The 25829-nt window shown below is 53.7% G+C and carries 20 protein-coding genes; 7 read left to right on the forward strand and 13 right to left on the reverse strand.

What is annotated here, in order from left to right; genetic code table 11:
• Window positions 1-52 precede the first annotated feature (52 nt).
• The 7 genes from ACWIUF_RS03185 to ACWIUF_RS03215 form a co-directional block, all read right to left on the reverse strand.
• On the reverse strand, window positions 53-1558 hold the full coding sequence (locus ACWIUF_RS03185; protein WP_448570758.1) for an ABC transporter ATP-binding protein: 1506 nt from the start codon (window positions 1556-1558) through the stop codon (window positions 53-55).
• Window positions 1559-1682: 124 nt separating this feature from the next.
• Window positions 1683-2195: a flavodoxin FldA gene (fldA, locus tag ACWIUF_RS03190; protein ID WP_448570759.1), complete on the reverse strand. Its 513-nt coding sequence runs from the start codon at window positions 2193-2195 to the stop codon at window positions 1683-1685.
• A 99-nt stretch (window positions 2196-2294) separates the two neighbouring features.
• Entirely contained in the window at window positions 2295-2558 is a 264-nt protein-coding gene (locus ACWIUF_RS03195; RefSeq protein WP_448570761.1) for a hypothetical protein, read from the reverse strand.
• Window positions 2559-2780: 222 nt separating this feature from the next.
• Window positions 2781-3851 (reverse strand): chlorophyll a/b binding light-harvesting protein, encoded by a 1071-nt coding sequence (locus tag ACWIUF_RS03200; protein ID WP_448570762.1) that lies wholly within the window; start codon window positions 3849-3851, stop codon window positions 2781-2783.
• 469 nt (window positions 3852-4320) lie between these two features.
• Entirely contained in the window at window positions 4321-6483 is a 2163-nt protein-coding gene (gene ppk1, locus ACWIUF_RS03205; protein ID WP_448570764.1) for a polyphosphate kinase 1, read from the reverse strand.
• 291 nt (window positions 6484-6774) lie between these two features.
• Window positions 6775-8412, reverse strand: coding sequence for an acetolactate synthase large subunit (locus ACWIUF_RS03210; protein WP_448570766.1), 1638 nt, complete (start codon window positions 8410-8412; stop codon window positions 6775-6777).
• A 410-nt stretch (window positions 8413-8822) separates the two neighbouring features.
• Entirely contained in the window at window positions 8823-10106 is a 1284-nt protein-coding gene (locus tag ACWIUF_RS03215; RefSeq protein WP_448570768.1) for a hypothetical protein, read from the reverse strand.
• A 732-nt stretch (window positions 10107-10838) separates the two neighbouring features.
• Here ACWIUF_RS03215 and ACWIUF_RS03220 point away from each other — a divergent pair.
• On the forward strand, window positions 10839-12242 hold the full coding sequence (locus ACWIUF_RS03220) for a UDP-N-acetylmuramoyl-tripeptide--D-alanyl-D-alanine ligase (RefSeq protein ID WP_448570769.1): 1404 nt from the start codon (window positions 10839-10841) through the stop codon (window positions 12240-12242).
• Window positions 12243-12261: 19 nt separating this feature from the next.
• Here the strand turns inward: ACWIUF_RS03220 and ndhM are convergent, their stop codons facing one another.
• Window positions 12262-12597: an NAD(P)H-quinone oxidoreductase subunit M gene (gene ndhM / locus ACWIUF_RS03225; protein WP_448570771.1), complete on the reverse strand. Its 336-nt coding sequence runs from the start codon at window positions 12595-12597 to the stop codon at window positions 12262-12264.
• A gap of 219 nt (window positions 12598-12816) precedes the next feature.
• On the opposite strand from ndhM, the gene ACWIUF_RS03230 reads away from it, so the two are divergent.
• The gene (locus ACWIUF_RS03230) at window positions 12817-13557 is read left to right on the forward strand and encodes a histidine phosphatase family protein (RefSeq protein WP_448570772.1); all 741 of its coding nucleotides are present in this window, start codon (window positions 12817-12819) and stop codon (window positions 13555-13557) included.
• A gap of 51 nt (window positions 13558-13608) precedes the next feature.
• Here ACWIUF_RS03230 and ACWIUF_RS03235 read toward each other — a convergent pair whose 3' ends face one another.
• The gene (locus tag ACWIUF_RS03235) at window positions 13609-14514 is read right to left on the reverse strand and encodes a hypothetical protein (RefSeq protein ID WP_448570773.1); all 906 of its coding nucleotides are present in this window, start codon (window positions 14512-14514) and stop codon (window positions 13609-13611) included.
• A gap of 327 nt (window positions 14515-14841) precedes the next feature.
• On the opposite strand from ACWIUF_RS03235, the gene ACWIUF_RS03240 reads away from it, so the two are divergent.
• The 3 genes from ACWIUF_RS03240 (at window position 14842) to ACWIUF_RS03250 (ending at window position 19634) form a co-directional block, all read left to right on the forward strand.
• On the forward strand, window positions 14842-17418 hold the full coding sequence (locus tag ACWIUF_RS03240) for a single-stranded-DNA-specific exonuclease RecJ (protein WP_448570774.1): 2577 nt from the start codon (window positions 14842-14844) through the stop codon (window positions 17416-17418).
• Window positions 17419-17707: 289 nt separating this feature from the next.
• The gene (gene ctpB, locus ACWIUF_RS03245; RefSeq protein WP_448570775.1) at window positions 17708-19015 is read left to right on the forward strand and encodes a carboxyl-terminal processing protease CtpB; all 1308 of its coding nucleotides are present in this window, start codon (window positions 17708-17710) and stop codon (window positions 19013-19015) included.
• A gap of 37 nt (window positions 19016-19052) precedes the next feature.
• A complete protein-coding gene (locus tag ACWIUF_RS03250; protein ID WP_448570777.1) occupies window positions 19053-19634 on the forward strand; it encodes a thioredoxin family protein in 582 nt (193 codons plus the stop codon).
• Between the two features lie 20 nt (window positions 19635-19654).
• Here the strand turns inward: ACWIUF_RS03250 and ACWIUF_RS03255 are convergent, their stop codons facing one another.
• On the reverse strand, window positions 19655-19864 hold the full coding sequence (locus tag ACWIUF_RS03255; protein WP_448570778.1) for a hypothetical protein: 210 nt from the start codon (window positions 19862-19864) through the stop codon (window positions 19655-19657).
• Between the two features lie 100 nt (window positions 19865-19964).
• On the opposite strand from ACWIUF_RS03255, the gene ACWIUF_RS03260 reads away from it, so the two are divergent.
• Window positions 19965-20537, forward strand: coding sequence for a Uma2 family endonuclease (locus ACWIUF_RS03260; protein ID WP_448570779.1), 573 nt, complete (start codon window positions 19965-19967; stop codon window positions 20535-20537).
• Between the two features lie 18 nt (window positions 20538-20555).
• On the opposite strand, the gene ACWIUF_RS03265 is transcribed toward ACWIUF_RS03260, so the two are convergent.
• The 3 genes from ACWIUF_RS03265 to gatA form a co-directional block, all read right to left on the reverse strand.
• Window positions 20556-20735: a hypothetical protein gene (locus ACWIUF_RS03265; RefSeq protein ID WP_448570781.1), complete on the reverse strand. Its 180-nt coding sequence runs from the start codon at window positions 20733-20735 to the stop codon at window positions 20556-20558.
• A gap of 280 nt (window positions 20736-21015) precedes the next feature.
• Window positions 21016-22305: a glucose-1-phosphate adenylyltransferase gene (locus tag ACWIUF_RS03270; protein ID WP_448570782.1), complete on the reverse strand. Its 1290-nt coding sequence runs from the start codon at window positions 22303-22305 to the stop codon at window positions 21016-21018.
• 84 nt (window positions 22306-22389) lie between these two features.
• The gene (gatA, locus tag ACWIUF_RS03275; RefSeq protein ID WP_448570783.1) at window positions 22390-23841 is read right to left on the reverse strand and encodes an Asp-tRNA(Asn)/Glu-tRNA(Gln) amidotransferase subunit GatA; all 1452 of its coding nucleotides are present in this window, start codon (window positions 23839-23841) and stop codon (window positions 22390-22392) included.
• Window positions 23842-23943: 102 nt separating this feature from the next.
• Here gatA and ACWIUF_RS03280 point away from each other — a divergent pair, with 102 nt between their 5' ends.
• Window positions 23944-25587: a bifunctional pantoate--beta-alanine ligase/(d)CMP kinase gene (locus ACWIUF_RS03280; protein ID WP_448570784.1), complete on the forward strand. Its 1644-nt coding sequence runs from the start codon at window positions 23944-23946 to the stop codon at window positions 25585-25587.
• Window positions 25588-25829 lie beyond the last annotated feature (242 nt).

The raw sequence follows: 25829 nt of genomic DNA on the forward strand, positions 1-25829 counted from the left end.
TGGTTGGCACCCACAGCGATAGGGGATAGCCAACCAAACCCGGTTACGGAGCTTAGGCGGTGACCGCTGCGGGATCGTAGCTTGGGGGCGGCAATTGTCCCCCAATCATGTGGCCCAGGGTGGCGATCGTGACTTCAGCCGTCTTCAGGGGAGCCGACACGTGTCCGCCACTAAACACGAGGATGCGATCGCTGTACTGGACAATCTCATCCAGATCCGACGACGTGAAGATAATGGCTGTCCCCGTCTGGCACCGCGCTAACAATTGTTGCCACACCCAGAGGGAGGATTCCATATCTAGGCCACGGGTTGGATGTTCCATCAGCAACAGGTTCAAGGGCGTGGGTAACAGAGCCAGTTGGGTACGCTGTTGGTTCCCGCCGGAGAGCGTTTCCACCCGTGTGCTGGGGCGTCCGCGAATATTGAACCGGGCAATCGCCTCCTGGGTTGCCGTTAACACCTGTCGCCAGTTAACAAACCATTGTTGTGCAGCCGTCCGGACCGCCACATGCTCTTGAATTGACAGCCCTGGGATTAACCCCTCCTTGAGGCGATCGGCAGGGAGGAAACCCACCCCGGCCTGTTGATAGGCTCGGTAGGGTTGGTGGGTCAGATCAACGCCATTCACCCGTAGGGTGCCCGCCTGTGCTGCCAGTAACCCAGCACACAGCAGCAAGAACGATCGCTGGCCACTCCCCTCTAATCCAGCTAACCCGATCACCTCCCCCGGTTGGACCCGCAAGTCAGGCATCTGAAGGGCTAGGGGGGGGTCTTGCCAAATGAGGTCCTGTAACTGAAGCATCGGTTGGCTTGACTCGCCCCTGGAAGCTAATTTGGGAGTGGGTTGGGCCAACTCACGCCCAAACATCAGGCTGACCAGATCCGCTGTCGGGCAGGGAAGGGTTCGGGAGCCGACGACCTGCCCCTGGCGCATGACGGTGATCGTGTGACAAAGTTGCTGCACGTCCGCTAGTTTATGGGACACCAGGATCAACGATCGCCCGGTCTTGGCGAGTGCCTGGATCGCGGTAAACAACGCCTGTTTTTGGCTAGCTGAGATCCCGGTGGTGGGTTCATCTAAAATCAGGGTTTGGACCCCAAGGGCCAGGAGGCGCAGGAGTTCAAGTTGCTGCCGTTCCCCCACCGTCAAACTGGCAACGGGGCGATCGGGGTCAAGGATAAAGCCTAGGGAGTCGGCGAGGGTACGCAACTGGGTACGCGCCGCCCGACGCGACAGGATCCAGGGTCCCGTTTGTCCGATGCAGAAGTTTTCTAAGACAGACAGGGGCGGAAAGTCCAGGGGGTCCTGGTGGAGCATCCCAATCCCCGCCGCGATCGCGTCTGCCGGGGAACGGATGGCAACGACTCGCCCGTTGAGTCGGATCTCGCCCCCATCGCGCCGGATAAAGCCACTCAGGACCTTGACCAGGGTACTTTTACCGGCACCGTTCTCGCCGAGGAGGCCGCAAATACTGCCTGCGGGGACGGTCAGGGAAACCCGATCGTTGGCCAGCACCGGACCGAAGCGTTTGGTAATGTCAATCAGTTCAACCTGCATGGGCGATCGTTTCGGATTGGCTAGGGGCTAGGGAGATTATTCTTAAAAATTATGACTGATTTAGCGATCGCTAGCTGTGGGATCGGGGATGACTCAAACACAGCAGGAGATCTGTACCGGTCCTCTACACATCAAACTCCTGCTTAAGTTGAGCAACCCAGGCTTTAATACAAATATTGGTTAACTCGAATTGATTATGTGCATCGATCGCTAAACCAACAAACCTTCCATCTTTGACCGCCTTTGAAGCACTATAATCATAACCATTTGCTGGCCAATAGCCAACGGTTATTCCGCCTAGAATTGTGATTTTTTCCTCTAAGATGCCTATTGCATCCTGAAAATTATCAGTATAACCAATCTGATCGCCAGCGCCAAAATAAGCAACTTTCTTGCCAATAAAACTAATGGTATCTAGCCCATTAGAAAAATACTCCCAGTCACTCTGAAGATTACCAATATCCCAGGTTGGACAACCGATGATAATACATTCATAACGTTCAAAGTCACTAGCACTGGCTTCAGCGATATTATGTAGATCAACAATTTCAGGACCACCAAACTCTTTCTGGATTAACTTAGCCGCCGCTTCTGTTGTCCCTGCTTGAGTACCGTAGAATAGACCAATTTTAGCCATATTGACTCCTACAATTACATCGTCAGAACTAAATTAGATTTCTCTTGAACCTTAATAGTACCGACCGATCAACTGATTGCCTATTGGAGAAGCCTAACATCAAGCAGATTTTTTAAGCGATTTTTCTCCTGGGTAATGTGGGATATAAATCCAGAGTTTTGGTCGAATACATTGTCGCTTATCTTGTTGTTGGCATTGTCCATTAATTAAAGCCACATCAGCATCAGAAACATCTTGATGATGAGCATCAGCCATAGCGGCATAATCGGTGATCAAGTTAGATGTTATAGATTGAGTTGTAGATTTAGGGTGCGCTAGAGAAGCAGATGTCGTAATTTCGGGTTTAACAGATGGAATCGGCACCTGAAAGTGGCATTCACGACAATACCAGTACAGGCCCTCGGAGCCAATGTAACGGAGTAGCTGACTAGAACAACAAATACAATTCATGCTTAATAAAAAAAACTAGCAAGTCAAACACGAAAGCAAATAACCTAAAGCACGAGAGATTAAGAAGGAATGAATGGATAGAATATGTTATTATAATTTCCTATCCATTCAATAGCTGCTTACTGGTACTGCAAACTAAGCTTTTGTCTGGACGGTTTCCATTGCACTCAAGGCTTTTTCAACCCGACGAAAATCAAATCCCATCGCTCGTAATGCGTGCCACAAATGTCCTTGTAAAAAGAAGAATGCCAGGAAGAAGTGGGCATTCGCTAACCAAGCACGTGGAGTATGGGCACCCATCGGCAAATGGACTGTATCCGCAAAGTAGGGACTAATCCCTAACTTCACTTCTAAAACCGGGCCATAAAACTCTACAGGATAGGCCAGTGTATTCACTGAACAGAAATAGGCCGCCACAAAACCCGCTAGGGCAATTCCCCCCAGCGCATAGGACAGAATCGCCTCACCCGAAAAGATCAGTACCTTCCTCGCCCAAGACAGGGGAGGAACTAAGATATGCCAAATCCCCCCCGCAATCAGCATGATGCCAACATAGATGTGCCCCCCCACTAAATCCTCGAGGTTATCCACGCTGGCAAAATGCGTTTGATAGCCATAGATCGTTAGCGGGTCCAGGGTTGGTTCCGTCACTACCCGCACCGTTTGGCTGGCTGCGTCATATAGCCCACCCCAGTACATGGCCTTACCGACTAATAGGAGAGCACCCAACCCTAAAAAAATCAGATGGTGCCCCAAAATCAGTCCTAGCTGCTTGGGATCAGTCCACTCGAAATGAAAACGCTTCGCCTGTCCATCGGCTGTTTTGAGATCCTCTGGGGCCTTGATGGTGTGAAAAATCGCACCGGCACCCAGCACGGCTGACGCAATTAAATGAACAGACCCAACCACAAAGTAGGGATAGGTGTCCACAACCTGACCGCCTTTACCAATGCCTAACCCTAAGGTTGCGAGGTGTGGGAGCAGGATCAACCCCTGTTCCCCCAGCGATCGGTTCGGATCAAACCGCGAGATCTCGAATAGTGTCATCGCTCCGGCCCAAAAAACGATCAAGGCAGCTTGAGCAACATGAGCCGCGATAAAAAGACCGGAAAGATTGGCAAACCGGGCATTCCCTGCCCACCAGTCATACTTGACCTTCGGATTATCGTAAGTCTGCATACGTTTGGTTAGCTCGTTATAGTTCATGGTCAAGGCTCACTTATTGATTATTATTCTCAATAAGTACCTGGTCTCAATTTAGGCTTAATCACAATAGTTGTCAATCTTAAAATATAAAGAAATGTAAACGGAACCGTACTCTCTGGTTCTGAATCAATCCATGCTAAAGGAGTAAAAGCCAGTCATGATAGGAATTTCAGGCTTTGCAGGAAGGAATAATCTACAGCCTTTTTGGTATATATGAACTATATAATTACTTGTCTAGGATAGACGAGGCAGGGGATGCAGCTCTGGAGCAATCTTTTATAAAATCGCTATATTTAATCAATTATTAGAGCCAAGACTAGCGCCAATCCGTTGAGCAAATTCTGGGTTGTTTGATTGGAGTCAAGCGGAGGCTTGGCCCGATCGCTCAGGACTGGGCACCTTTTGGCTGATCCAGATTGGGACGCTGAAGCCTTCACCAAACCTAGGGGCTTAGGGGCTAGGCAGCTCTTTAGAGACGTTGCTTCAGGGTTTGCTCGGCCTGCTCCATCAGTTGCATTTGGGAGTTGCGTTCGGGTTCGCCCGGTTGGGGGTGGCGTTGAAGGTAGCTACCATCGGGTTGCAGATCCCAGGCAAGGCGGTTGTCGGCCAGCATGAGATGCAACAGATCAATCAATTGGGTAGCTAATTCCGGATCGGCGATCGGGGTGATGGCTTCGACGCGGCGATCGAGGTTGCGCGGCATCCAGTCGGCACTGCCAATGTAAACTTCGCGATCGCCGTTATTGTCAAAATAGAAAACCCGCGAGTGTTCTAGGTACCGCCCAACAATACTCATCACCCGAATGCGATCGCTGACCCCTGGGACACCGGGACGTAGACAGCAGATTCCTCGGATAATGAGATCAATCTCAACGCCCGCTTGGGAGGCTTCATACAACTTAGCAATCATGGTCGGGTCCACCAGAGAGTTCATCTTGGCAATAATTCGCCCGCAATAGCCTTGTTGGACCTGATCGATTTCCCGCTGAATTAAGGCCAACATCCGATCGCGCATATTGACCGGGGCAACGAGTAGCTGGCGATAGCTGTGTTGACGGGAATATCCCGTGAGGTAGTTGAACAGATCGGTCAGATCGGCTCCCAATTCCTCACGACAACTGAGTAAACCTAAATCGGTATAGAGCTTTGCCGTCTTAGGGTTATAGTTCCCCGTACCAATATGAACATAGCGACGGATCTGATCGCCTTCTTGACGCACAACTAACATAGTCTTGGTATGGGTTTTCAGACCGACCACACCATAAACAACATGCACTCCAGTATTTTCTAATTGCCGCGCCCAGTTAATATTATTTTCCTCATCAAAGCGAGCTTTTAACTCAACGAGGGCAGCAACTTGTTTGCCATTTTCCGCAGCAGCAATGAGAGCCTGGACGATCGGAGAGTCGCCAGAAGTCCGATACAAGGTCATTTTAATCGCTAATACCTGGGGATCATAGGCGGCACAGGTAATAAACTGTTGGACAGATGCGGCAAAGGATTCGTAGGGATGGTGAACCAGAATATCCCCCTCGCGAATAATAGCAAAAAATGCCTCCGTATCCTCTGGGCTTAGGGATTCATGACTGCTTTCCAGTTCACTAAACCGTTGAAACCGGGGCGGAACCACAGGTGCCCAAGGGGGATCTTGATGATCAGGTAGGGGCAGGGTAAGGAAGTACATTAAATCCTTAAGATTCAGTAAGCCTTCCAGGGAATAAACATTCTGCTCACCCACCTTTAATTCGTGCATTAATCCAGTTCGCAGGTGATCAGGCATGGCAGATTGCACCTCTAGGCGCACAACAAACCCGGCGAGTCGTCGCTTACTAATTTCCTGCTCGATCGCCAATAATAAATCATCCGCTTCATCTTCCTGCACGGGAAAATCAGCATCACGGGTAATGCGAAACACGTAATATTCCTGGATATTCATCCCCGGAAATAAAAACTCCAGGTTATGGGCGATCACCTGCTCCAGGGGCACCCCCACCCAGACACAATCCTCGCCATGCTGTTGTAATTGTGGGGGAAAACTAATAAAGCGAGGCAAAATATTGGGCACTTTAACCCGTGCTATACGTTCCTTGCCCGTTTCCGGATCTTGCACCACGACTAACAGATTCAAGCTGAGATTGGAAAGACGCGGGAAGGGGTGGGCTGGATCGACTGCAAGGGGTGTGAGGACTGGAAATACCCGTTCTTCAAAAAAATGGCGGAGATATCCCCGTTGTTCCTGGTTCAAATCAATATAGTTGAGCAGATGAACCCCTACCTCAACTAATTTCTGGCGTAATTCCTGTTCAAAATAGCGATGCTGTTCTGTAACCGTCTGGCTTAAGCGATCGCGGATTTCATCCAACTGCTCTTGTGGTGATCGTCCATCCGGGGTCAGCTTACGCACATCCGCATCCACCTGCTCCATCAGCCCAGAAACGCGGACCATAAAAAATTCATCAAGATTCGCACTAAAAATTGCAGCGAATTTTAGACGCTCCAACAGCGGATTGCGCTCATCCTTAGCTTCATGCAGGACGCGACCATTGAATTCCAGCCAACTTAACTCCCGATTTAATAAATAGTTACCTTGGCTCAGCTTATTCGCGATCGCGGTTTTTTGGGTCTTGGGCATAATCAGGTCATTATAAAAAGGTAAAAAACCAGACTTGGGGGATAAGCATCTTGCCTACCACCAGCACACTCACACCTCGCCTACCACCACAGGTCCGTTGTTACTCAGTCATTGAGGCTACTTAAACACGGGATGTTTAAGCCTAATTTAACAGGCGTGAACTCATCCCTGCGACCAGACCCCATATAAAAACCACCAAGACACGAAGACACAAAGGTAACCCCAAACTTTGCGAACCTTAGTGACCTTGGTGCCTTAGTGGTTCAGTCCGGCATGGATTCAATCACTCCCCTAAATCGCACAACTTAAATCCCCGTACTTCTGCGAGAACAGCAGATTCTCCCGGTAATCTACCGGACAATCAATCACCGCCGGGACCTCCTGAGCCAAAGCCGTTTTCAAAACCGGCACCAACTCCGTTACCGCCTCCACCCGATAACCCTTAAGCCCCATGCTTTCCGCCAAGCGCACAAAGTCCGGGTTACCGAACTTAACAAAAGTCGATTTCCCAAATTGGTTCTGCTGCTTCCACTCGATCAACCCGTAGCCACCATCGTTGAAAATCAGCGTCACAAAGGGAGTACCCACCCGCAGCGCCGTTTCCAACTCCTGGCAGTTCATCATGAACCCTCCATCCCCCGTCACCGCCACAATTTTACGCTGCGGGTAGATCAGTTTCGCCGCGATCGCGCCAGGAATCGCAATCCCCATCGCCGCAAAGCCATTGGAAATCAAACAGGTATTGGGCGTATCGCAATGGTAATGGCGGGCCATCCACATTTTGTGTGCCCCCACGTCGGAAATTACAATGTCCTCCGGTCCCATCACCTGCCGTAGGTCATAAATCAGTTTTTGCGGCTTCACTGGAAAGCCATCATCGGCAGCATACTGCTCATAGTCAGCACGGATATCGCTGCGCAGCCGCAGACCCACCGGATCAGGTTTGCCACTGCGATCGGCCCGTCGCGACAACTCCACCAGCGAGTCGGAAATATCCCCCACAATTTCCACCTGGGGAATATAGCTACTATCAATTTCGGCATGGGTTGCGCCAATGTGAATAATTGGGATCTCCCCATTGGGGTTCCAACGTTTAGGCGAGTACTCGATCAAGTCGTAACCCACCGCGATGACCAGATCCGTTTGATCAAACGAGCAACTAATATAGTCCCGTTGTTGTAGCCCCACCGTCCACAGGGCAAGGGGATGGGTATAGGGAATGACCCCCTTACCCATAAACGTATTCGCGACGGGAATATTCAGGCGGGTGGCAAACTCGGTCAGGGCCTCACTGGCGTGGGCACGGATGGCCCCGTTCCCTGCCAAAATCAAGGGATTTTTGGCATGGCAAATCAGTTGGGCCGCCCGATTAATGCTCTGGTAGGCCGCATAGGTTTTTTCCAGTTCATCCCGCCTCAGGGGTTCTCCAGTCGCAGGCATCGCCGCAATATTTTCCGGCAGGTCAATATGCACCGCCCCCGGTTTTTCCGTCTGTGCCCGCTTAAAGGCCCGTCGCACCACCTCTGGCGTAATGCTGGGCCGCACAATCTGGGTATTCCACTTGGTCACCGGGCTGAACATAGCCACCAGATCGAGGTACTGGTGGGATTCGATATGCATCCGATCGGTCCCCACCTGTCCCGTAATCGCCACCAGCGGTGCCCCATCTAAATTGGCATCAGCCACTCCCGTCATCAGGTTCGTTGCCCCCGGTCCCAAGGTCGAGAGGCACACCCCCGCCTTCCCCGTCAGGCGGCCATAGACATCAGCCATAAAGGCTGCCCCCTGTTCATGGCGGGTCGTAATAAACTGGATCGACGATTGTTCGATCGCCTCCAGTACTTGTAAGTTTTCTTCCCCCGGCAGGCCAAAGATATACTCAACGGCCTCGTTCTCCAAACAGCGCACAAGCAACTCAGCGGTATTCATAGGGCTATTCTCCATTTAATGATTGGCATCCCCAATCCCAACCTTGACAACGCCTGACAATTGGTGAGCCACCCCTTTTCCTAGCATGCCCTGGGAATGCCGTAGCCTCACCAGCACTAGAAAAATCTCGACCCCAAATCCACGGACTCCTGAGACAGCCTGTCTCTGACTCGTCCGCCGATCGCAGCGTCTGCCAACAGCATCATGACCCAACTCGTCCAGCGCGTCTTCCTACCTTCCAGCTTGAGCAAAAATACGGAACATTGCCGAGGAAAGTTGGCCCTGATTTTCAGCTTTTCGTGACATGGCTAGTTGCCGGTTGTCCCCGTTGAGTAGCTCAGGGGGGAAGGCTTCAGCAGCATCGGGCACCCCAATGATTGATGGGCCACCCTAGCCAGATGGCTGGAACCTTAAACAATCCGCTTAATCAGGGACAGATCGATCGCACCAAAATTGGTTGTCAGGGCTAGATTCATATTTTCCAATGCCTTGACTAACCACTGGACAGCATCGTCATCAAAATTTTCGTAGTGGTTGAAGAGGATTGAGAACCGCTTCTCTAGGTAGGGCTTGACCTTGCGGCAAACGAGGATAATCTTGAGCAGCAAGCCAGTGGTCGCTGCTGGACCTAGATTCGAGAGTAGGTCCACAAACACATAGTGCTGGGGTTGATTCGCACTTTCAACCACCAGAAAGTTCAACAGTTGGCTACAGGTCCGCACCACTAGGAAGTCGCTAGGACGTTGGGAGTCGCTCTGGGGTAGGGTATTTTGCAGATAGCCATACAGTTGGTTGTAAAACTGGCGCTTACCATACTCCGCCGCGATCGAGGAGGTAATGTAGCGATAGAAATCCTCCTTGAAAGCCCGGTAGGTCTGGATCTGGGAGCTATGGGCGGTAAAATGACGAGCCATTTCCTGGTAGCTATAGCCACTATCCACCCGACCCACAAATTGCTTCAGGGCTAAGTAAAGTTCACGATCGTTCAGCAGGGTGGGGTTACTGACCGGTCGAATCAAGTTTGTCGCATTGGCCTTATCCCTAGAGGCGGGATAGGCCCGCCGAATTTGATAGGTGACATATCTGGAGAGATCTACCTCAAACTGTCGTTGTCGCTGCTGTTCAAGCTGATCAATAACCTGCTGTTGTTCGTAGGAACTGTCTTCGCTCAGCAGACAATGGCGGTAGAGATAGGGATAACGCTGGATCAGCGTGCCAAGGGACCGCGACCCATTGCGGGCTTCGATCGCCTGACTCATCACCCGCGCTAACCGCTTCAGGGTTGTATATTGCTCCGTTTGGAGAAAGTGTTGGATCAACTCTTGCAGGCGACGGGCAGAGCGGGAGCGATACAGGCCAGCGCGTGGATTACCCGGTGGCTGCTCGAACAGGGAGATCAATTCAGGAATGGCCGCAAAGTGCTGGGGCTGCATCTGCCAGCGGTTAATTAAGATGTGACAGCAACGGTTAATGATGAAGTGAAACCGTTGGTTGACTTCGCGGGAACTCACGATGCGCTCAAGAGCAGCCGCAACTTCCATATCAGGGTAATTGCCACTGCCCAGGAACAATGTCCGGAAGCGCTCAATCAGGCGGGCTGGCGACTCCAACTGTGACCAATAGAGTAGATGATCATATAACTTTTGCTCATCCACCGTAGTTTGCCGATAGTGTTGTTCAAACAAAGTAGCCACTTGGATTACACGCTCCTACGCCTTCGCTCTTAATGCCAGATATCGGGACTTAGACTGGCCATGCTCCATGATGCAGAAACTGTCAGGATTCGGGTCTTAAACGAGGCCCAGCAAGCTGAGTGGAAAAGCTCGTACTTCTTCCAGTATACATCCCTACCTAGCCACTTTTTCTAGGGACTATTAAAGGGTTACACAGACGAATTGAAAATTACGGATGGTAGTGCCCGATTTACCTCATTGATGGGTCTAATATTTTTTCTTAAATGATGCCGGGGCCACAACGCCTTCCCACACCGCCTTCACTGGTCGCTTAAAGTTTTCTAATTAATTTAGCAGGCAAGGTCTGTCAAGCATAATTACATACCAAAAACTAATGAAAAGATAAAGTATTGGTGGTGTTTCACCGTTGAGCTTAGGTTGAGCTGAGTCGGGGTGTTGCTCAGGTCGGATTGTCGGGTTGAGCTGGACCTTAGAGTTAGCTGAATCCCTCTAGCCCGGTGCTTAAGGGAATTTGACTCCCAACGGTAGGAGTCACTGATTACCAAGGCACATCGGAGCAACCACGGACTTTTTAGTACTATTATTGTTGAACTTCAGGTGACACCCCCGTACTTGTGTAAAGTAGCCATGAAGATACCCGGCTCAACTTCCCCTTTTTAATGAAGATTGTGTGTAACGCCCTCTCTCCCTCCGTTAAGTATGCTGTATTTACCTAGGTCCATGGACGATCGTATGACTGGTCAGATCTCCCTCGCAGATATCCAGCAGGCGCTTAACTTGCCCATTGCCCCTGATCTTGTATCAGGAAATGAAAGCGGGATCAAGGGTATTTCAACGGACAGCCGCAGTCTCCAGCCTGGTGAACTATTTGTGGCACTTAAGGGGAAAACCTTTGATGGCCACCAATTCATCCCGTTGGCCCAGGAGCGAGGCGCAGTTGCCATCATTGTAGATGCAGCGGTTAACCTTCCCCCTTTGCCCCAGCCCCAAGTGCCGTTGCTACGGGTTAAAGACACGTTGATCGCTTATCAGACCCTAGCCCAATGGTGGCGTATGCACTGGCAAATTCCAGTGATCGCTGTCACAGGATCGGTGGGAAAAACAACCACTAAGGAACTGATTGCGGCGGTATTACGGACGATCGGCACCCCGCCCCATCGCGAGGTCCTCAAGTCCCAGGCCAACTACAACAATGAGATTGGCGTACCGAAAACACTCTTGCAGATGGGCCCCGAACACGCCTATGCCGTCATTGAAATGGGGATGCGCGGGCGGGGTGAGATTGCCCGTTTGGGTGAGATTGCCCGTCCAGATGTGGGCGTGATTACCAATGTTGGGACAGCCCATATCGAGCGGTTAGGGTCGGAGCAGGCGATCGCCGAAGCCAAATGTGAACTGCTGAGTACCTTACCCCCAACTGGCATCGCGATCCTCAATGCCGATAATCCTCGCCTGATGGCAACGGCAGCAACGGTTTGGTCAGGGACGGTCTTCAGCTATGGGCTAACGGCGGGCAACTTCCGGGCCGAATTGACCCCAGCCCATACCCTCAAGTGGCAAGGGTTGGAATTCCCAGTTCCCCTCCCCGGCCAACACCAAGCCTTGAATTACCTGGCTGCTCTGGCGGTAGCCCATGCCCTAGGGTTAGATCTCGCCCCCCTGCAAGCGGGCATATCGGTGGAGTTACCGGGAGGACGAGGACGGCGCTATTGCCTGGAGCCGGATATTGTGTTGCTGGATGAAACCTACAATGCAGGGGTGGAGTCGATGACAGCGGCATTACACCTGCTGGCCCAAACCCCTGGGCAGCGTCGGATTGCGGTTCTGGGCACCATGCGCGAGTTGGGCGAGTGGTCAGTGCCCTTACATCGCCAGGTTGGTCAGGTGGTCCAGCGCCTGAATTTAGATCACCTCCTCATCCTGGCCGATCCGCCAGAGGCGGCTGCCCTGGCCGAGGGAGCGGCTCCCCTCGTGGCGGAGGCATTTCCGGATGCATCGGCCTTACTTGCCCGCCTGCAAGCCTTGATCCAACCGGGCGATCGCCTATTGTTCAAAGCCTCACGAGCGGTAGCGCTCGATCAAGTGGTTGACCAGGTTAAAACTTGGTTTCCCACCGTGGAAGACTTCGCTCCCTAGGCTCAACGCGACGGACCCTTTACTCTGACGCAACCTGGGGGAGGCCCATGCTGTAGTTAAGCACACGGCAGTTAAGGTTGTAGGAGATTTCCCCCTTTTGCAGGAGGGCACGAATAAAGTGTTCCAGGTCGGAACCAATTCGCCGCAGATTGTAGTCGGTGAGATCTTGTCCGGCGTAGGCATCGACGAGCTGATCGAACTGACGATAGACTTTTTGCAGTGCCGTGTCGGTCCAGTTGAACTCGTTGTCTGGATCAATATCCAAGCTAAGGGCAGTCTCGCTGGGAACTAACTCGCCGTCTTGAACTTCGGCGGCAAAAATGCGGATATGGCGAGTTGTGGACTTCAGCAGCATGGCAAGTGTAATGACGCAAGGTGAACTAGGTTTTATTGTAAGTTCCCAGTACCCTCTTTGTTGCCGATCTTTTCGGGAACATCTTCAGGACGATGCTACCCGCCCCTAAGTGGATCTACTTACCCTTAACCATAAGGCCGTCCTTGTGCGGGGTACCCATGACGGTCACGATCGCTTCTTGTTGCCGTGAGTAGGCTGAATCGCTTAATTGGAATGACTATGAAACTGTTATTTATTCGCCATGCCCAGTCGATCGGTAATCAGGAGAAGCGGATGCAAGGACATGCTGATTTTGCCCTTTCTGTGGAGGGGGAGAGTCAGGCGGAACGCCTAGCTCAACGTCTGCTGGCCGAATCTTGGGTTCCCACCTATATCTATAGCAGTCCGTTGAAGCGGGCAGCACAAACGGCAGCCATTTTGCTAAACCACTTCCAAACGGCTCCCCTGCCAGCGGCGGTGAGTGATTTGATTGACAGTGCCGATGCTCCCCCCTTAGACAGTGGCACCAAACCGGGGCTCTGTCCCCCAATCCCGGTGGAGTATGCGGATGAGTTGATGGAGTTTCAGAATGGGATTTTTATGGGACTGACCTGGGCAGAGGCACAGCACCGGTATCCTGACCTCTGCCAACGCCTAGGGGCTTCCCTGGACTGGATTCAGATTCCGGAAGCGGAAAGTTTAACCACAGCCCGCGATCGGGCACAGCAATTTATCCAGCGGTTACTGGGTCGGCATACGGATGACGATCGCATTTGGATTGTGTCCCACAGTTGGATTCTGCAACACCTGATCGCCGCGCTGATGAACTGTGATCGCTCCTGGCGACTTCATGCGAAAAATACCGCCCTGTTTGAATTTTGGCTCGATCGCAACCGTTGGTATGCCACGGATGAAAACCAGCGCTTTAATACGGAGCTTTGGCAAATTCACCGTTTTAACGATTGTCGGCACCTCGGTTAGCGCCTTGTGCTGAGGTTTGGGAGTTGAGGTTTGGGGCTTGAGGTTGAAAGTTTAGTTTTGAGTCGGTGCAGCGCGGCGTTTCTGGGCCTCTTGCAACGCCAGTTCGCTATTTTGGCGATACCGTTGGGTGCGATCCTGGGCGACAGTATACCGTGGGTCCTGGGTGGACACGGTGGCCATCAGATCCGAGGCTTGTTGCCAGCGGGCGGCGAGTTCTAACCACTGGGCTGGGAGTTGAGCCGTTTTTCCTTCGGCAGTGGCCCGTTCCGCAATGCGAACCGCGTCGGCAAAGGGATCAGTCGGGGGGACGATCGCGGGGGCCGGATTCGGAGCTGGGGCTAATAGCTGGTCTGTCACTGCCGTTGTCACAGTCGGGGCAGACGCGGGGGGGGACGATCGCGTCGCGAGGCGGGATGGGGGCCGCCATTGCCAGATGGCCCACCCCCCTAACCCCAGGAGTAGGGTGATACCGATTCCCCCTAGCAGCCCTCGCCGGAAGGGATAGTGATTGCGGTGGTAGTGAGGCGGGATGGGTTGGGCAGAAGACAGGGGGGAAGCGGACACTTTAGGTGTCTTGAGATCTTCCAGCCAGAGGACGATCGGGTTAGGCTTGCGCAGAGTAATTTCTTCTGACCAGAGCAATTGGTTCTCTGGATCACGGCTGATCTCTTCTAACCAGAGCAGTTGTTGCTCCCGTGCAAGGCGGCTGTTGATGTTGACCCGACGAATATTGCGGGGCGCGATCGCTTCTAGAATCTCGCGGATCTGGTTAACGAGAGAAGCCTGCGCCAACTGGTCTACAGTGGCCGCCTCACAGAGCAATTGCAACACCCCATCGGCAAAAATCGCCCGCGTCCGCACTCCGAAAACCGCCAATCGTTCATTCAGAATTTGAATGATGGCGGCCACGCTCCCCTGCCGCGCTTGCTGTGCGATGCCCTCGGATGAATTAACCATCTTGCCTTTAGCTGCGATATCTACCATTCATTCAGGGAGTCCATAAAACAGGGTGGGGGTGGACAGAGTCAGGTTGCTTACTCAATGGGGCGATGTTGATAGCCTAGGAGGGGAGTGAGCGGCGGTGAGTGACAGCAGCTCGGATTACCGTAGCTCCGATCGCGACTAACGACCAGCAGTGACGACTGAATCCTATACCAAACTCTCCCTAGTTCTGCCCATTGCCGTAACAAAAATCTATCTTACTCCAGGCTTGGCTACAAGTCATGCGGCCAATTGGGTGACTCTCCACCTCAATTCTGGGGCACTTTAGCACACAATAGGGCTATGTCTCCTCCCCCTCCCCAATGGCAACTGGTCACTCCGGTTGAACCGCCCACATGGTTTGTCCAAGCTGTGCGGACCCATATTCCGATCGCATCGGAGGGGTCACGTGGGGCTGCGTCCGGCCATTTTGTTGCCCAAATCTTCTGGCAGCGCGGCATTCAGACAGCCAGTGCCCTTGCCCAATTTGTTGACCCCCATGCCTATCTGCCCACAAATCCCGCTGAATTTGGGTTAGAGATGTCACGGGCGGTCGCCCGCCTGCAGCAGGCCATTGTGCAGCAGGAGACCGTGGCGATCTGGGGAGATTTTGATGCGGATGGGGTGACGGCAACGGCAGTGCTGTGGGAGGGGTTACGTCCCCTTTTCCCCCAACCCGGACAATTACACTACTACATTCCCAATCGTCTACACGAGTCCCACGGGCTATCGCGATCGGGTTTGGATGCCCTGGCCGATCACGGCTGTCGTCTGATCATCACCTGTGACACGGGCAGCACTAACCGGGCGGAGATCACGTATGCCCAAACCCTGGGGATCGAGATCATCGTGACCGATCACCATACCCTCCCCGCCGAACGACCGCCGGTGGTGGCGATCGTCAATCCCCGCAACCTGCCCACGGATCATCCCCTAGCCCATTTATCCGGTGTCGCAGTTGCCTATAAATTGCTGGAAGCCCTCTATCAAGCCCTACCTGATCGGGACGCCCAACCCCTAACCGATGTCCTCGATCTCGTCGCGATCGGCCTGATTGCCGATTTGGTGGCCCTAAAGGGAGACTGCCGCTATCTGGCCCAGCGGGGAATCGCCGCTCTGCAAACCCACAGCCAGGACCCCAGTCGTCGTCCCGGGGTTCACCGTTTGCTCAAACTCTGCTGCCGCACGGGCGATCGCCCGACCGATATTGCCTTTGGCCTAGGCCCCCGCATTAACGCCGTCAGCCGTATCCAGGGCGATGCCCATTTTTGTGTGGAATTGCTCACCAGCCGCGATCGCGATCGCGGTTATGCACTGGCTGAGCAAGCGGAACTCCTGAACACCCGCCGTAAGGCCCTCCAGAAAGATATTCTGGAACAGGCGATCGTCAAGCTTGCTGACTTGGACCTGTCCACCACCCATGTGATTGTCCTTGCGGAAGTGGACTGGCCGGTGGGTATTCTGGGGTTGGTTGCCAGCCAAGTGGCTCAACAAACCGGACGCCCGACCATTCTCTTCAGCCTCGCTCCCACCCCCCCTGCCAGCAAGAGCAGCGACGACGAAATTCAAGGTTCAGAAATTCAAAATTCAAAATTCAAAATTCAAAATTCTGCTCCCCTCGCCCGTGGGTCAGCCCGTTCGGTGAATCAGATTGATCTTTATCAACTGGTCAAAGGCCAAGACCACCTGCTGACGAGCTTTGGGGGGCATCCCTTTGCGGCTGGTCTGGCCTTGCCCGTGGAAAATTTGCCCCTGTTTACGGAGGCCATTAACCAACAATTGCGCCAGCAAATGATTACCCCCCCTAAGCCGAGGTTGATGGTTGACCTAACGGTTACGGTAGCTGATTTAGGCAAAAGCTTGTTTCAGGAGCTTAAGTTATTAGAACCTTGTGGCATGGGGAATCCCGTCCCCCGTTTGTTGTTGAAAAATGTCTGGTTTGAACAAACCCGGAACGCCCATATTCAAGATCAAACAGGCCAAAAATTGCGCTATCTCAAAACGGAATTTCTCATCCGAGATGCCACCACCACAGCGGGATTTCCAGGGGTTTGGTGGGATCATGCGGTGAGCGACCTACCATCCGATCGCTGCGATGTCGTTGGGGAATTGGACTTTAATGCCAAGCACAAGGCTTATCACTTCCGGCTGATTGATCTGCGGGTCGTCTCAGCCCCAGAAACCTCAGCCCCAATGGCAGCCCTCTCTGGCCTAAACACCGCAGCAAGGCACGGCATGGGGGGAAGCGATTGGTTACTAGACTGGCGGGCGGGCGTTCCGGAACCGATGCCCTTGACGATCGCGCCGCTAGTGGTGACGACTTACCCCAACCACTGGGGGGACTTGGCTCCCTGGCTAGCCCAGGCACTTGCGACGGAGCGGCCCCTGGCGATCGCATTTCCCGCCCCGACGGCGGTGCCACCCTCAACCCTTTGGACACAACTACTAGGCATGGCGAAGTACCTGGCCCGTACTCAAAAAACCATTACACTCGCCGCTTGGGCAGAGGCGCTGGGCATCCCGTTACCGGTTTTGTCAACCGGGCTAGGGGCTTTAATCACCTTGGGATTTCAGTGGGAGGGAGTCACCGAGGGGGGGATGGAGACGGGGACTGCGATCGCCGGGACAGCCCCTGCGATCGTGCTCCAGTGGTCAGCCGAAGCACGACAACCAGAGGTCGTCATTCGGGCCGCGATCGATCGGTTTTTCACGGCTTTTCAGGAAAACCAGTTCCGACAACGGTATTTTTATCAAGCCCCGTGGTCAACCATTCAGGCAATGGCCACCCAAATGTTGCAGGGATCTCTCCGCCCGGAGCCGTCACGGCCAGACACGCCCTTAGGGACAGCCGAGAATCTGGCCCCGATCGGGAACTTTTAGACCCCACGTGCGATTCAATAGGAGCAGAACCAAGCCCGCCTTAGCAAATTCCATACTTTTCATAATTAAAACCAAAGGTTATGAATTGTTACATAATAGACCCAACACCTTCTAAAAAAATTCGCTAAAGTATCACACAAGCTTGGCTAAGCAAACGTTGTTCCTCCCCAGAATCGCAACTGGCTCCCCCAAATAGCATTCGCCTGGGCAACGCCTGCCTCGGCTATGAGGGCCACGGGTTGCGCCAAACCCCAAACATCCCCTTCTCAATTCAACTGCCAGGACTTCCATGAACCACGTTGTCACCTTTCCGCGCCTTTCTCGTCTTGCCCTCCTGAGTGCTGCCGTCGCCAGTGGAGCGATCGCGACCACTGCCGTCTCGCTTTGGTTGGCGAGTCCCAGCTATGCTGCCCCCACCGAACTGCAAGACAGCCCCAAGGCGATCTTGGATGAAGCATGGCAAATTGTGAACCGCGAGTATGTTGATCCCAACTTTAACCAGGTGGATTGGCAGCGTACCCGCCAGGAACTCCTCAGCCGCAACTATACCTCCCAGGAGCAAGCCTATGAGGCCCTCAACAAGGCGCTGGAGCAATTGGGTGATCCCTACACGCGATTTATGACTCCCAGCCAATACCAGGCATTGACCAGTCAAACCGCGGGGGAAATGTCGGGGGTGGGGTTGCGCTTGGAGGTGGATGAAACACGGCAGGTGCTTCAGGTGGCGGAGCCGATCGAAAATTCCCCCGCCATCCGGGCGGGCCTACAGGCAGGGGATCGCATTCTAGCGATTGATGGCCAATCTACCCGTGGCATGACTGCGGAGGCTGCCGCCAAGTTAATCCGGGGGGACGTGGGGACACAGGTGACACTGGTCATTGAGCGGGAAGCCGGCAAATCTTTCTCGGTGGCCCTCACCCGTGCTCGAATTGAACTCCCCACGGTGCGCTATACCCTGCGGGAAGAGGGGGGGCAGCGCATTGGGTATATTCGCCTGAGTGAGTTTAACGCCCATGCCGCCGATCAAATGCGGCGGGCGATTCGGAATCTAGAATCCCAAAATGTGCAGGCGTTTGTACTGGATCTGCGGGGGAATCCGGGGGGGTTGCTCCATGCCAGTATTGAAATTGCCCGCATGTGGATGAAGGAAGGCGCGATCGTCAAAACGGTCGATCGGGAAAACCACGATGAACGGATCATGGCCAACCGGACAGCGCTTACGGATCTGCCGTTGGCAATTCTGGTAGACGGCAACTCGGCAAGTGCTAGTGAAATCTTGACGGGTGCCCTGAAGGATAACCAGCGGGCCACGGTCATTGGGACCCAAACCTTTGGCAAGGCCCTAGTGCAGTCGGTGCATGGGCTGTCGGATGGATCGGGGGTCGCAGTGACGATCGCCCACTACTACACACCGAACGGCACCGACATCAGCAAGAAGGGGATTACGCCGGATATTGCCATTAATCTGACGGAGGATCAGCGGCGGCAGTTGTCCTCAGAACCCCAACTGTTAGGTACCCCGCGTGATCCCCAATATAGTCAGGCAGTGCGGCTACTCTCGGCCCGTGGGGTAACGGTCCCCGTAGCGATTAAGTAGGCCAGTCCGGCGTTCAGTCTCCAACCCATGAGGATCTATGGCTAGAACCGCGTCTACCATGCTTGACCTCGGTGTGGCAGCACCCGATTTTCAACTCCCGGATACGATATCGGGACGCCCGATTTCGTTGGCTACCTTTGCCGATCGTCCGGCGCTGTTGGTGATGTTTATCTGCCAGCATTGTCCGTTTGTGAAACATGTGGAGGCGGAACTGGCTAGGATTGGACAGGACTACGGCAGTCAGGGCTTGGGGATCGTAGCCATCTCTTCAAACGATATTGACAACTATCCCCAGGATGATCCCGCTCACCTGAAGGCAATGGCAGAACGCTTGGAGTTTACATTTCCCGTTTGTTACGATGCGACGCAGGCAGTGGCAAAAGCCTATCGGGCGGCGTGTACCCCAGACTTCTTCCTCTTTGATGGCGATCGGCGGCTAGTGTATCGCGGGCAATTGGATGATAGTCGGCCCGGAAATGACAAGCCCGTTAATGGGGTTGATCTGCGGGGGGCGATCGCGGCAGTTTTGAAGGGTGAACCTGTTTCTGCGGAACAAAAGCCGAGTATTGGCTGCAATATTAAGTGGAAACCGGGGAATGAACCGGATTACTACGGTTAGTTAATCGGCGAGAAATTTCCCTAGGGTTTAATGCCAGCCAGGAAGGTCATTTGCGTACCTTCAGTATGCTCTACTTGTCCGGTTGTGCTTAAGGTAAAGCCTTGTACAAATGAACTTTTCAGGGGACTGTCCCGACCCACGCCAGCATAGTCGCCGCGATGAAGGGTACGTCCCCCGGCGGCATAGTGGGCAAGAACTTCCGCCAGGGTCGCGATACTGCCATCATGCATACAGACTGTCAAATCTGGAATCGGTACTCAAGCTGCAATTCATCCTATCCCAAACATGACGCTGTTATGATCAGGGTATTCCCATTGGTGTGGCCTGCCTATGACGATCGCGACAACACCCATGACCCTTGAGGAATATCTCAACTATGACGATGGCACCGATACCCGCTATGAACTGGTCAATGGAAAACGGGTGCCTATGCCACCGGAGAGCCGCCTGAATATTAAAATTGCTATCTTCCTGCTAACCCAATTGCTCAAATTAGGCATTCCTGAAGAGCAGATTGCTATCAAAACTCAGATTGCCGTGAGTGGCTCAAGAGCAACTGTCCGCGAACCCAATTTAATGGTGCTGTCCGAGGCAACTGTCGCTGCCCTAGAGGGTCGAAAACAATCCCCGATTACCCATGATATGCCCCCACCCTTGTTAGTGGTTGAAGTTGTGAGTCCGGGTCAGGAAAATCGGGATTACCGCCATAAACGGACTGAGTATGCGGGTCGTAATATTCCTGAATATTGGATTATTGATCCGATCGCGGCTAAGGTCACCCTTCTGCGATGGGTCGATGGGTTATACGAAGATCAGGTTTTCCGGGGTGATGAGGGAATGGTGTCTCCCCTTTATCCAGATTTACAGCTAACCGCTGGGCAAATTTTAAGGGCTGGTCATTAGCTTACTAAAATTCATTTCTTAACACTGACCTGCGAGAATTTGGGCTGCTGTAAGTTGTAGATTGGGGAAGATGGGAGCTGCGATCGTGGTATCGCCCATGAAGATAAAGTCCGTATAACTGCCTTCCTCAAGTACACAGATCGTGACACATTGATCGACCAAATCTACGGTTGTTGTGAATTTTAATTCACCTGCCACCCGTTCATAGCGATTGTCGGTACCGTCATAGTAGGCGAGGTATTCCGGCCAGGGTGAGTTTCTAAGTCGTCAGGGTCATCGCAAATTGCCGCTAATCGCCTGCCTTCAGTCTGCCCTACCTGGGTTTAAAGCAAAAACTCCCCAGGGAAACCCAGGGGAGCTAGTACCGTAAACATCAAGTTGCGCAACGTTCGTAGTAACGACTTCAGTCGTTACAGGCTAAAGCCACGCACTACAAACCTTACAGAATTACCGTCTCGGCTGTCTCCAGACAGTTAATTTAAATCACTGTCCCGTCAGGAATTTCGGCATTCTTCAGGATGACAATAATGCCACTGCGGATAATAAAGCCCAATTCCTCTCGATCGGCCTCTTCAATGTGGTCCTTATTGATAATGCGAACATTGCTGCCAATGCGGGCATTCTTATCCACGATCGCCCGCCGCACCACACTACCCGCGCCAATGCCGATCGGAACCCGTCGTTCAGCCAAGCTGCGTTGCCGTTCCGCATAGTGCTCGTAGAAGTCGGCCCCTAGGAGCAGGGCATCTTCAACCACACAGTCGGCATCTACCCGCGATCGCACCCCCAGGACCGAATGGCTGATCTGGCAATTCTTGAGGATACAGCCCTCACTAATAATCGACTCCGTGACCTGGCAGTTTAACAACTTGCTCGGTGGCAGGAAGCGCGATCGCGTGTAGATCGGCGCATTTTCATCGTAGAAGCTAAAGGGCGGTTGGGGCTGTTGGGTCAGGGCCAAATTTGCCTCATAGAAGGCCGCGATCGTCCCAATATCTTCCCAATAGCCATTAAACAAATAGGCTTGTAAATTGTACGTGTCCGACGAGGCGGGGATAATCTCCTTACCAAAATCCGTTTGATCGGGATAGCGCTTCAGCAGGTCGTTCATAACGTCCTTGTTGAAGACATAAATCCCCATCGACGCAATGTAGGGTTGCTGCCGTGCCTGCTCAGACGTTAGCCCTAAAACAGTGGTATCCACCTGCATTTGCTTCAGCGCTTCCCCTTTCGGTTTCTCGCTAAAGTCAACTACACGACCATTGGCATCAATTTTCATCAGGCCAAAATCCGAGGCCCGCCGTTCATCGATCGGCACCACCGACAGGGTGATATCGGCCTTGGTTTCCCGGTGACGCTCAATAAAGTGGCGGTAGTCCATGCGGTAGAGATGATCTCCCGACAGAATCAGGTATTCATCCACATCCCATTCATTGAAGAGCCAGAGATACTGACGCACCGCATCGGCAGTGCCCTGGAACCAACCGGGATTCTCCGTGGTTTGCTGCGCCGCTAGGACTTCAACAAACCCCTCTTGGAAGCCCGCAAAGTTATAGGCACGGGCCAGGTGACGATTGAGCGATGCCGAATTAAATTGCGTCAGGACATAGATTTTCAGGATATCGGAATTAATGCAGTTACTAACTGGAATATCAATTAAACGATATTTCCCTGCCAGGGGCACAGCGGGTTTTGCCCGGAGTTTGGTTAAGGGATAAAGGCGGGTCCCTGCGCCGCCGCCCAGAATGATTCCCAGTACTCTCTTCACGCCTTACCTCATCGGTCACAGCTATGTTTAGTGTCTGATGGTTAGGTACCCTTGACAAGATCTCCCGCCGACAGAATGCCCGTTTTAGTCCAATGCCGGGGTGCGTAAGTGCCACTCGGTCGCGTTTTCATAGGCTGAGGCCACGGCAAAGATTTGATCCTCCCGTAGCACATTGGCCACGATTTGTAACCCGATCGGTAACCCCTGATCGTCAAACCCACAGGGCAAGCTCATCCCCGGCAGCCCAGCCAGGTTAACGGGAATCGTCATCAAATCCGATAGGTACATGCTGAGGGGATCATTGGTTTTCTCCCCCGCCTTAAAGGCCGTCGTGGGTGCCGTGGGGCAGACCAGCACATCCACTTGGCCAAATGCTTGCTCAAAATCCTGCTTGATCAGGGTCCGCACCTTTTGGGCTTTCAGGTAATAGGCATCGTAGTAGCCCGCCGACAGGGCATAGGTGCCGATCATGATCCGACGTTTCACCTCCGCCCCAAAGCCTTCGGCACGGGTTTTCATATACATTTCCAGCAAATTCTCCGCGTCCGCCGTGCGGTAGCCATATTTCACGCCGTCGTAGCGGGCCAGGTTCGCCGATGCCTCGGACGGAGCAATGATGTAGTAGGTGGGTAAGCCATAGCGGAAGCGGGGGCAGGAGATTTCCTGGACGGTGGCTCCCAATTTTTCCAAGGTCTGCAAGGCTGCCTGAACGGCATCCCCCACAACCGGGTCTAGCCCTTCGCCGAAGGTTTCCCGGATCACGCCGATTTTCTTACCCGTGAGGTGGGTGGTGAGGAACTGGGTGTAGTCAGGGATGGGAATGTTTAGGCTGGTGGAATCCTTCGGATCATGACCCGCGATCGCCTGCAACAGAATTGCCGTATCTTCCACCGATCGCCCAAAGGGACCAATCTGATCCAACGACGAGGCATAGGCGACTAACCCATAGCGGGATACCAACCCATAGGTCGGTTTCAGCCCCACCACGCCACAGAAGGAGGCCGGTTGGCGAATTGATCCCCCCGTATCGGACCCCAGGGCGATCGGGCATTCCCCAGCAGCCACCGCCGCCGCCGATCCCCCCGATGATCCCCCCGGTACACGGGTTATATCCCAGGGGTTGGCAGTGAGTTGGTAGGCCGAGTTCTCGGTAGAACTTCCCATTGCAAACTCATCGAGATTCGTTTTCCCCACCATCACCGCCCCTGCTGCTGCCAAACGCGAGGTTACCGTAGACTCGTAGGGGGGCACAAAATTCTCCAGAATCTTAGAGCCGCAGGTGGTACGAATCCCCAGGGTACACAGATTGTCCTTGATCCCGATCGGAATCCCCGCCAGTAGACCCATTTCTTCACCAGCGGCAATTTGGGCATCCACCCGTTGGGCCTGTTCTAGGGCGCGATCGCGGGTTACTTGCAGAAAGGCGTGTAGCTGGGGTTCCAGGCGTTCCATCCGCGCCAGATAGTCCTGGGCGATCTCAACGGCGGATCGTTCTTTGGTGATCAATTGTTGATGCAGTTCGCGGATGGATGCCATGCCTTAACCTCAACCTCAGTCGCTAGTCTGAATCTCCAGTCTTGATCTAGGGTACTGGTAGTGGGACCTGTAGACTACATAATCGGGGAGTTAGGAAAATCCGTGCGTCTATTTACCACGATCGCCGCCCTGCGGTGCTATTTGGACCAATACCGGGCCGGGAAGCTGTTCTCCCTGGTTGCGCCAGGGCCTGATGCGCCAAAGGCATTGCACCCCGATGACCCCCAAGTTGGCCTAGTCCCAACGATGGGGGCACTCCACGCGGGACACCAGAGTTTGATCGCCCAAGCCCGTCGCGAGAATGGGCTGGTAGTGGTCAGTATTTTTGTCAACCCCTTGCAGTTTGGTCCCCAGGAAGATCTCGATCGCTATCCCCAAACCCTAGAGGCCGATCAGCAGTTGTGCGAAACACTGGGGGTTGATGTGATCTTTGCCCCCTCTCCCTCGGAATTGCTGGGTGTCGCCGCCCGCGATCGCAGCGCTTACACCCAGGTCGTGCCGCCACCTGCTATGTTGGCGGTGCTGTGTGGTCCCCACCGTCCCGGTCACTTTGAGGGCGTAGCGACGATCGTCACCAAACTTTTACAACTGGTGCAGCCCGATCGCGCCTATTTCGGCCAAAAGGATGCCCAACAGTTGGCGATTATCCGGCGATTAGTGGCCGACTTAAATATTCCCGTTGATATTGTGGGATGTCCGATCGTGCGCGAAGCATCGGGACTGGCCTACAGTTCCCGCAACCAGTACCTCACCCCGGCAGAACGGGAACACGCCACCGGACTCTACCGCAGCCTGCAAGCCGCCGTGACCCAATTTCGCGCCGGCGAACGCCAAGCTGCCCCCCTGATCCACACCGTTAAGCAAACCATGAGTACCGTACCTGATCTCCGTTTGGAATACGCCGAACTCGTTCATCCCCAAACCCTCACTCCCCTGACTGAGGTCACAACCCAGGGTCTCCTGGGGGTCGCCGCCTATCTAGGGACTACCCGCCTGATTGATAATCAATTGCTCTATGCCCGGAAACCGATCGTGGCGATCGATGGACCGGCGGGGGCTGGGAAATCCACGGTGACGCGGCAGGTGGCCGATCGTTTGGGCCTGATGTATTTGGATACGGGGGCCATGTACCGGGCGGTGACCTGGTTAGTGCTGCAAGCGGGGATAGCGCTGGATGATGAGGCCGCGATCGCCGAAGCCGTGAGCCAGTGTGTGATTGAATTGGTCCCGGCCCACCCGATTGAAAAGCTGGGCAGGGGGCCGACCGGGCCACTGACGGTGATGATTAACGGTGAAGATGTGACCCAGGCCATCCGTAGCTTAGCGGTGACGGCCCACGTCTCGGCGATCGCCGCCCAACCTGCCGTGCGTCGCTTTCTCGTCCAGCAGCAACAACGCTATGCCGAACAGGGGGGGATCGTCGCCGAAGGCCGGGATATGGGCACCTACGTCTTTCCCCAGGCCGAGTTAAAAATCTTCCTCACCGCCTCCGTCCAGGAGCGGGCACGCCGCCGTTACCAGGAATTGCTTAGTCAAGGCCAAGCCCAGCTTTCCCAAGCTGAACTCGAACAGGCGATCGCCCAGCGGGATCACCTCGACAGCACCCGCACCCTTGCCCCCCTGACCCAAGCCGCCGACGCGATCGAAGTGATCACCGACGATCTCAGCATTGAAGCCGTTGTAGACAAGATCGTCAGCCTCTATCGCGAGAAAGGTCTCGGTACCTTTGCAGAGCGTCTCCCCTAGAGAGTCACATCTAGAGAGTCACATCGCATCTTTGCCCAAGAATCGCTTGAGTTGGGTCCCTAGCACAGTGTCATAATCGTCCCATTGGTTAAAGAGTAGTGAGCAGAGAGGAGAGAGGAGAGAGGCAGGCGAAAGTTTTGGGTTTTGAGTTTTCAGGTTGGAGTTGAGGCTGTTAATTTCCCGCGAAGCAGCCGTTACGCAAAACTAAGCACGCAAAACTAAGCACCGCAAAACTAAGCCTG

It is taken from the genome of Trichothermofontia sp. (genome assembly GCF_053493415.1).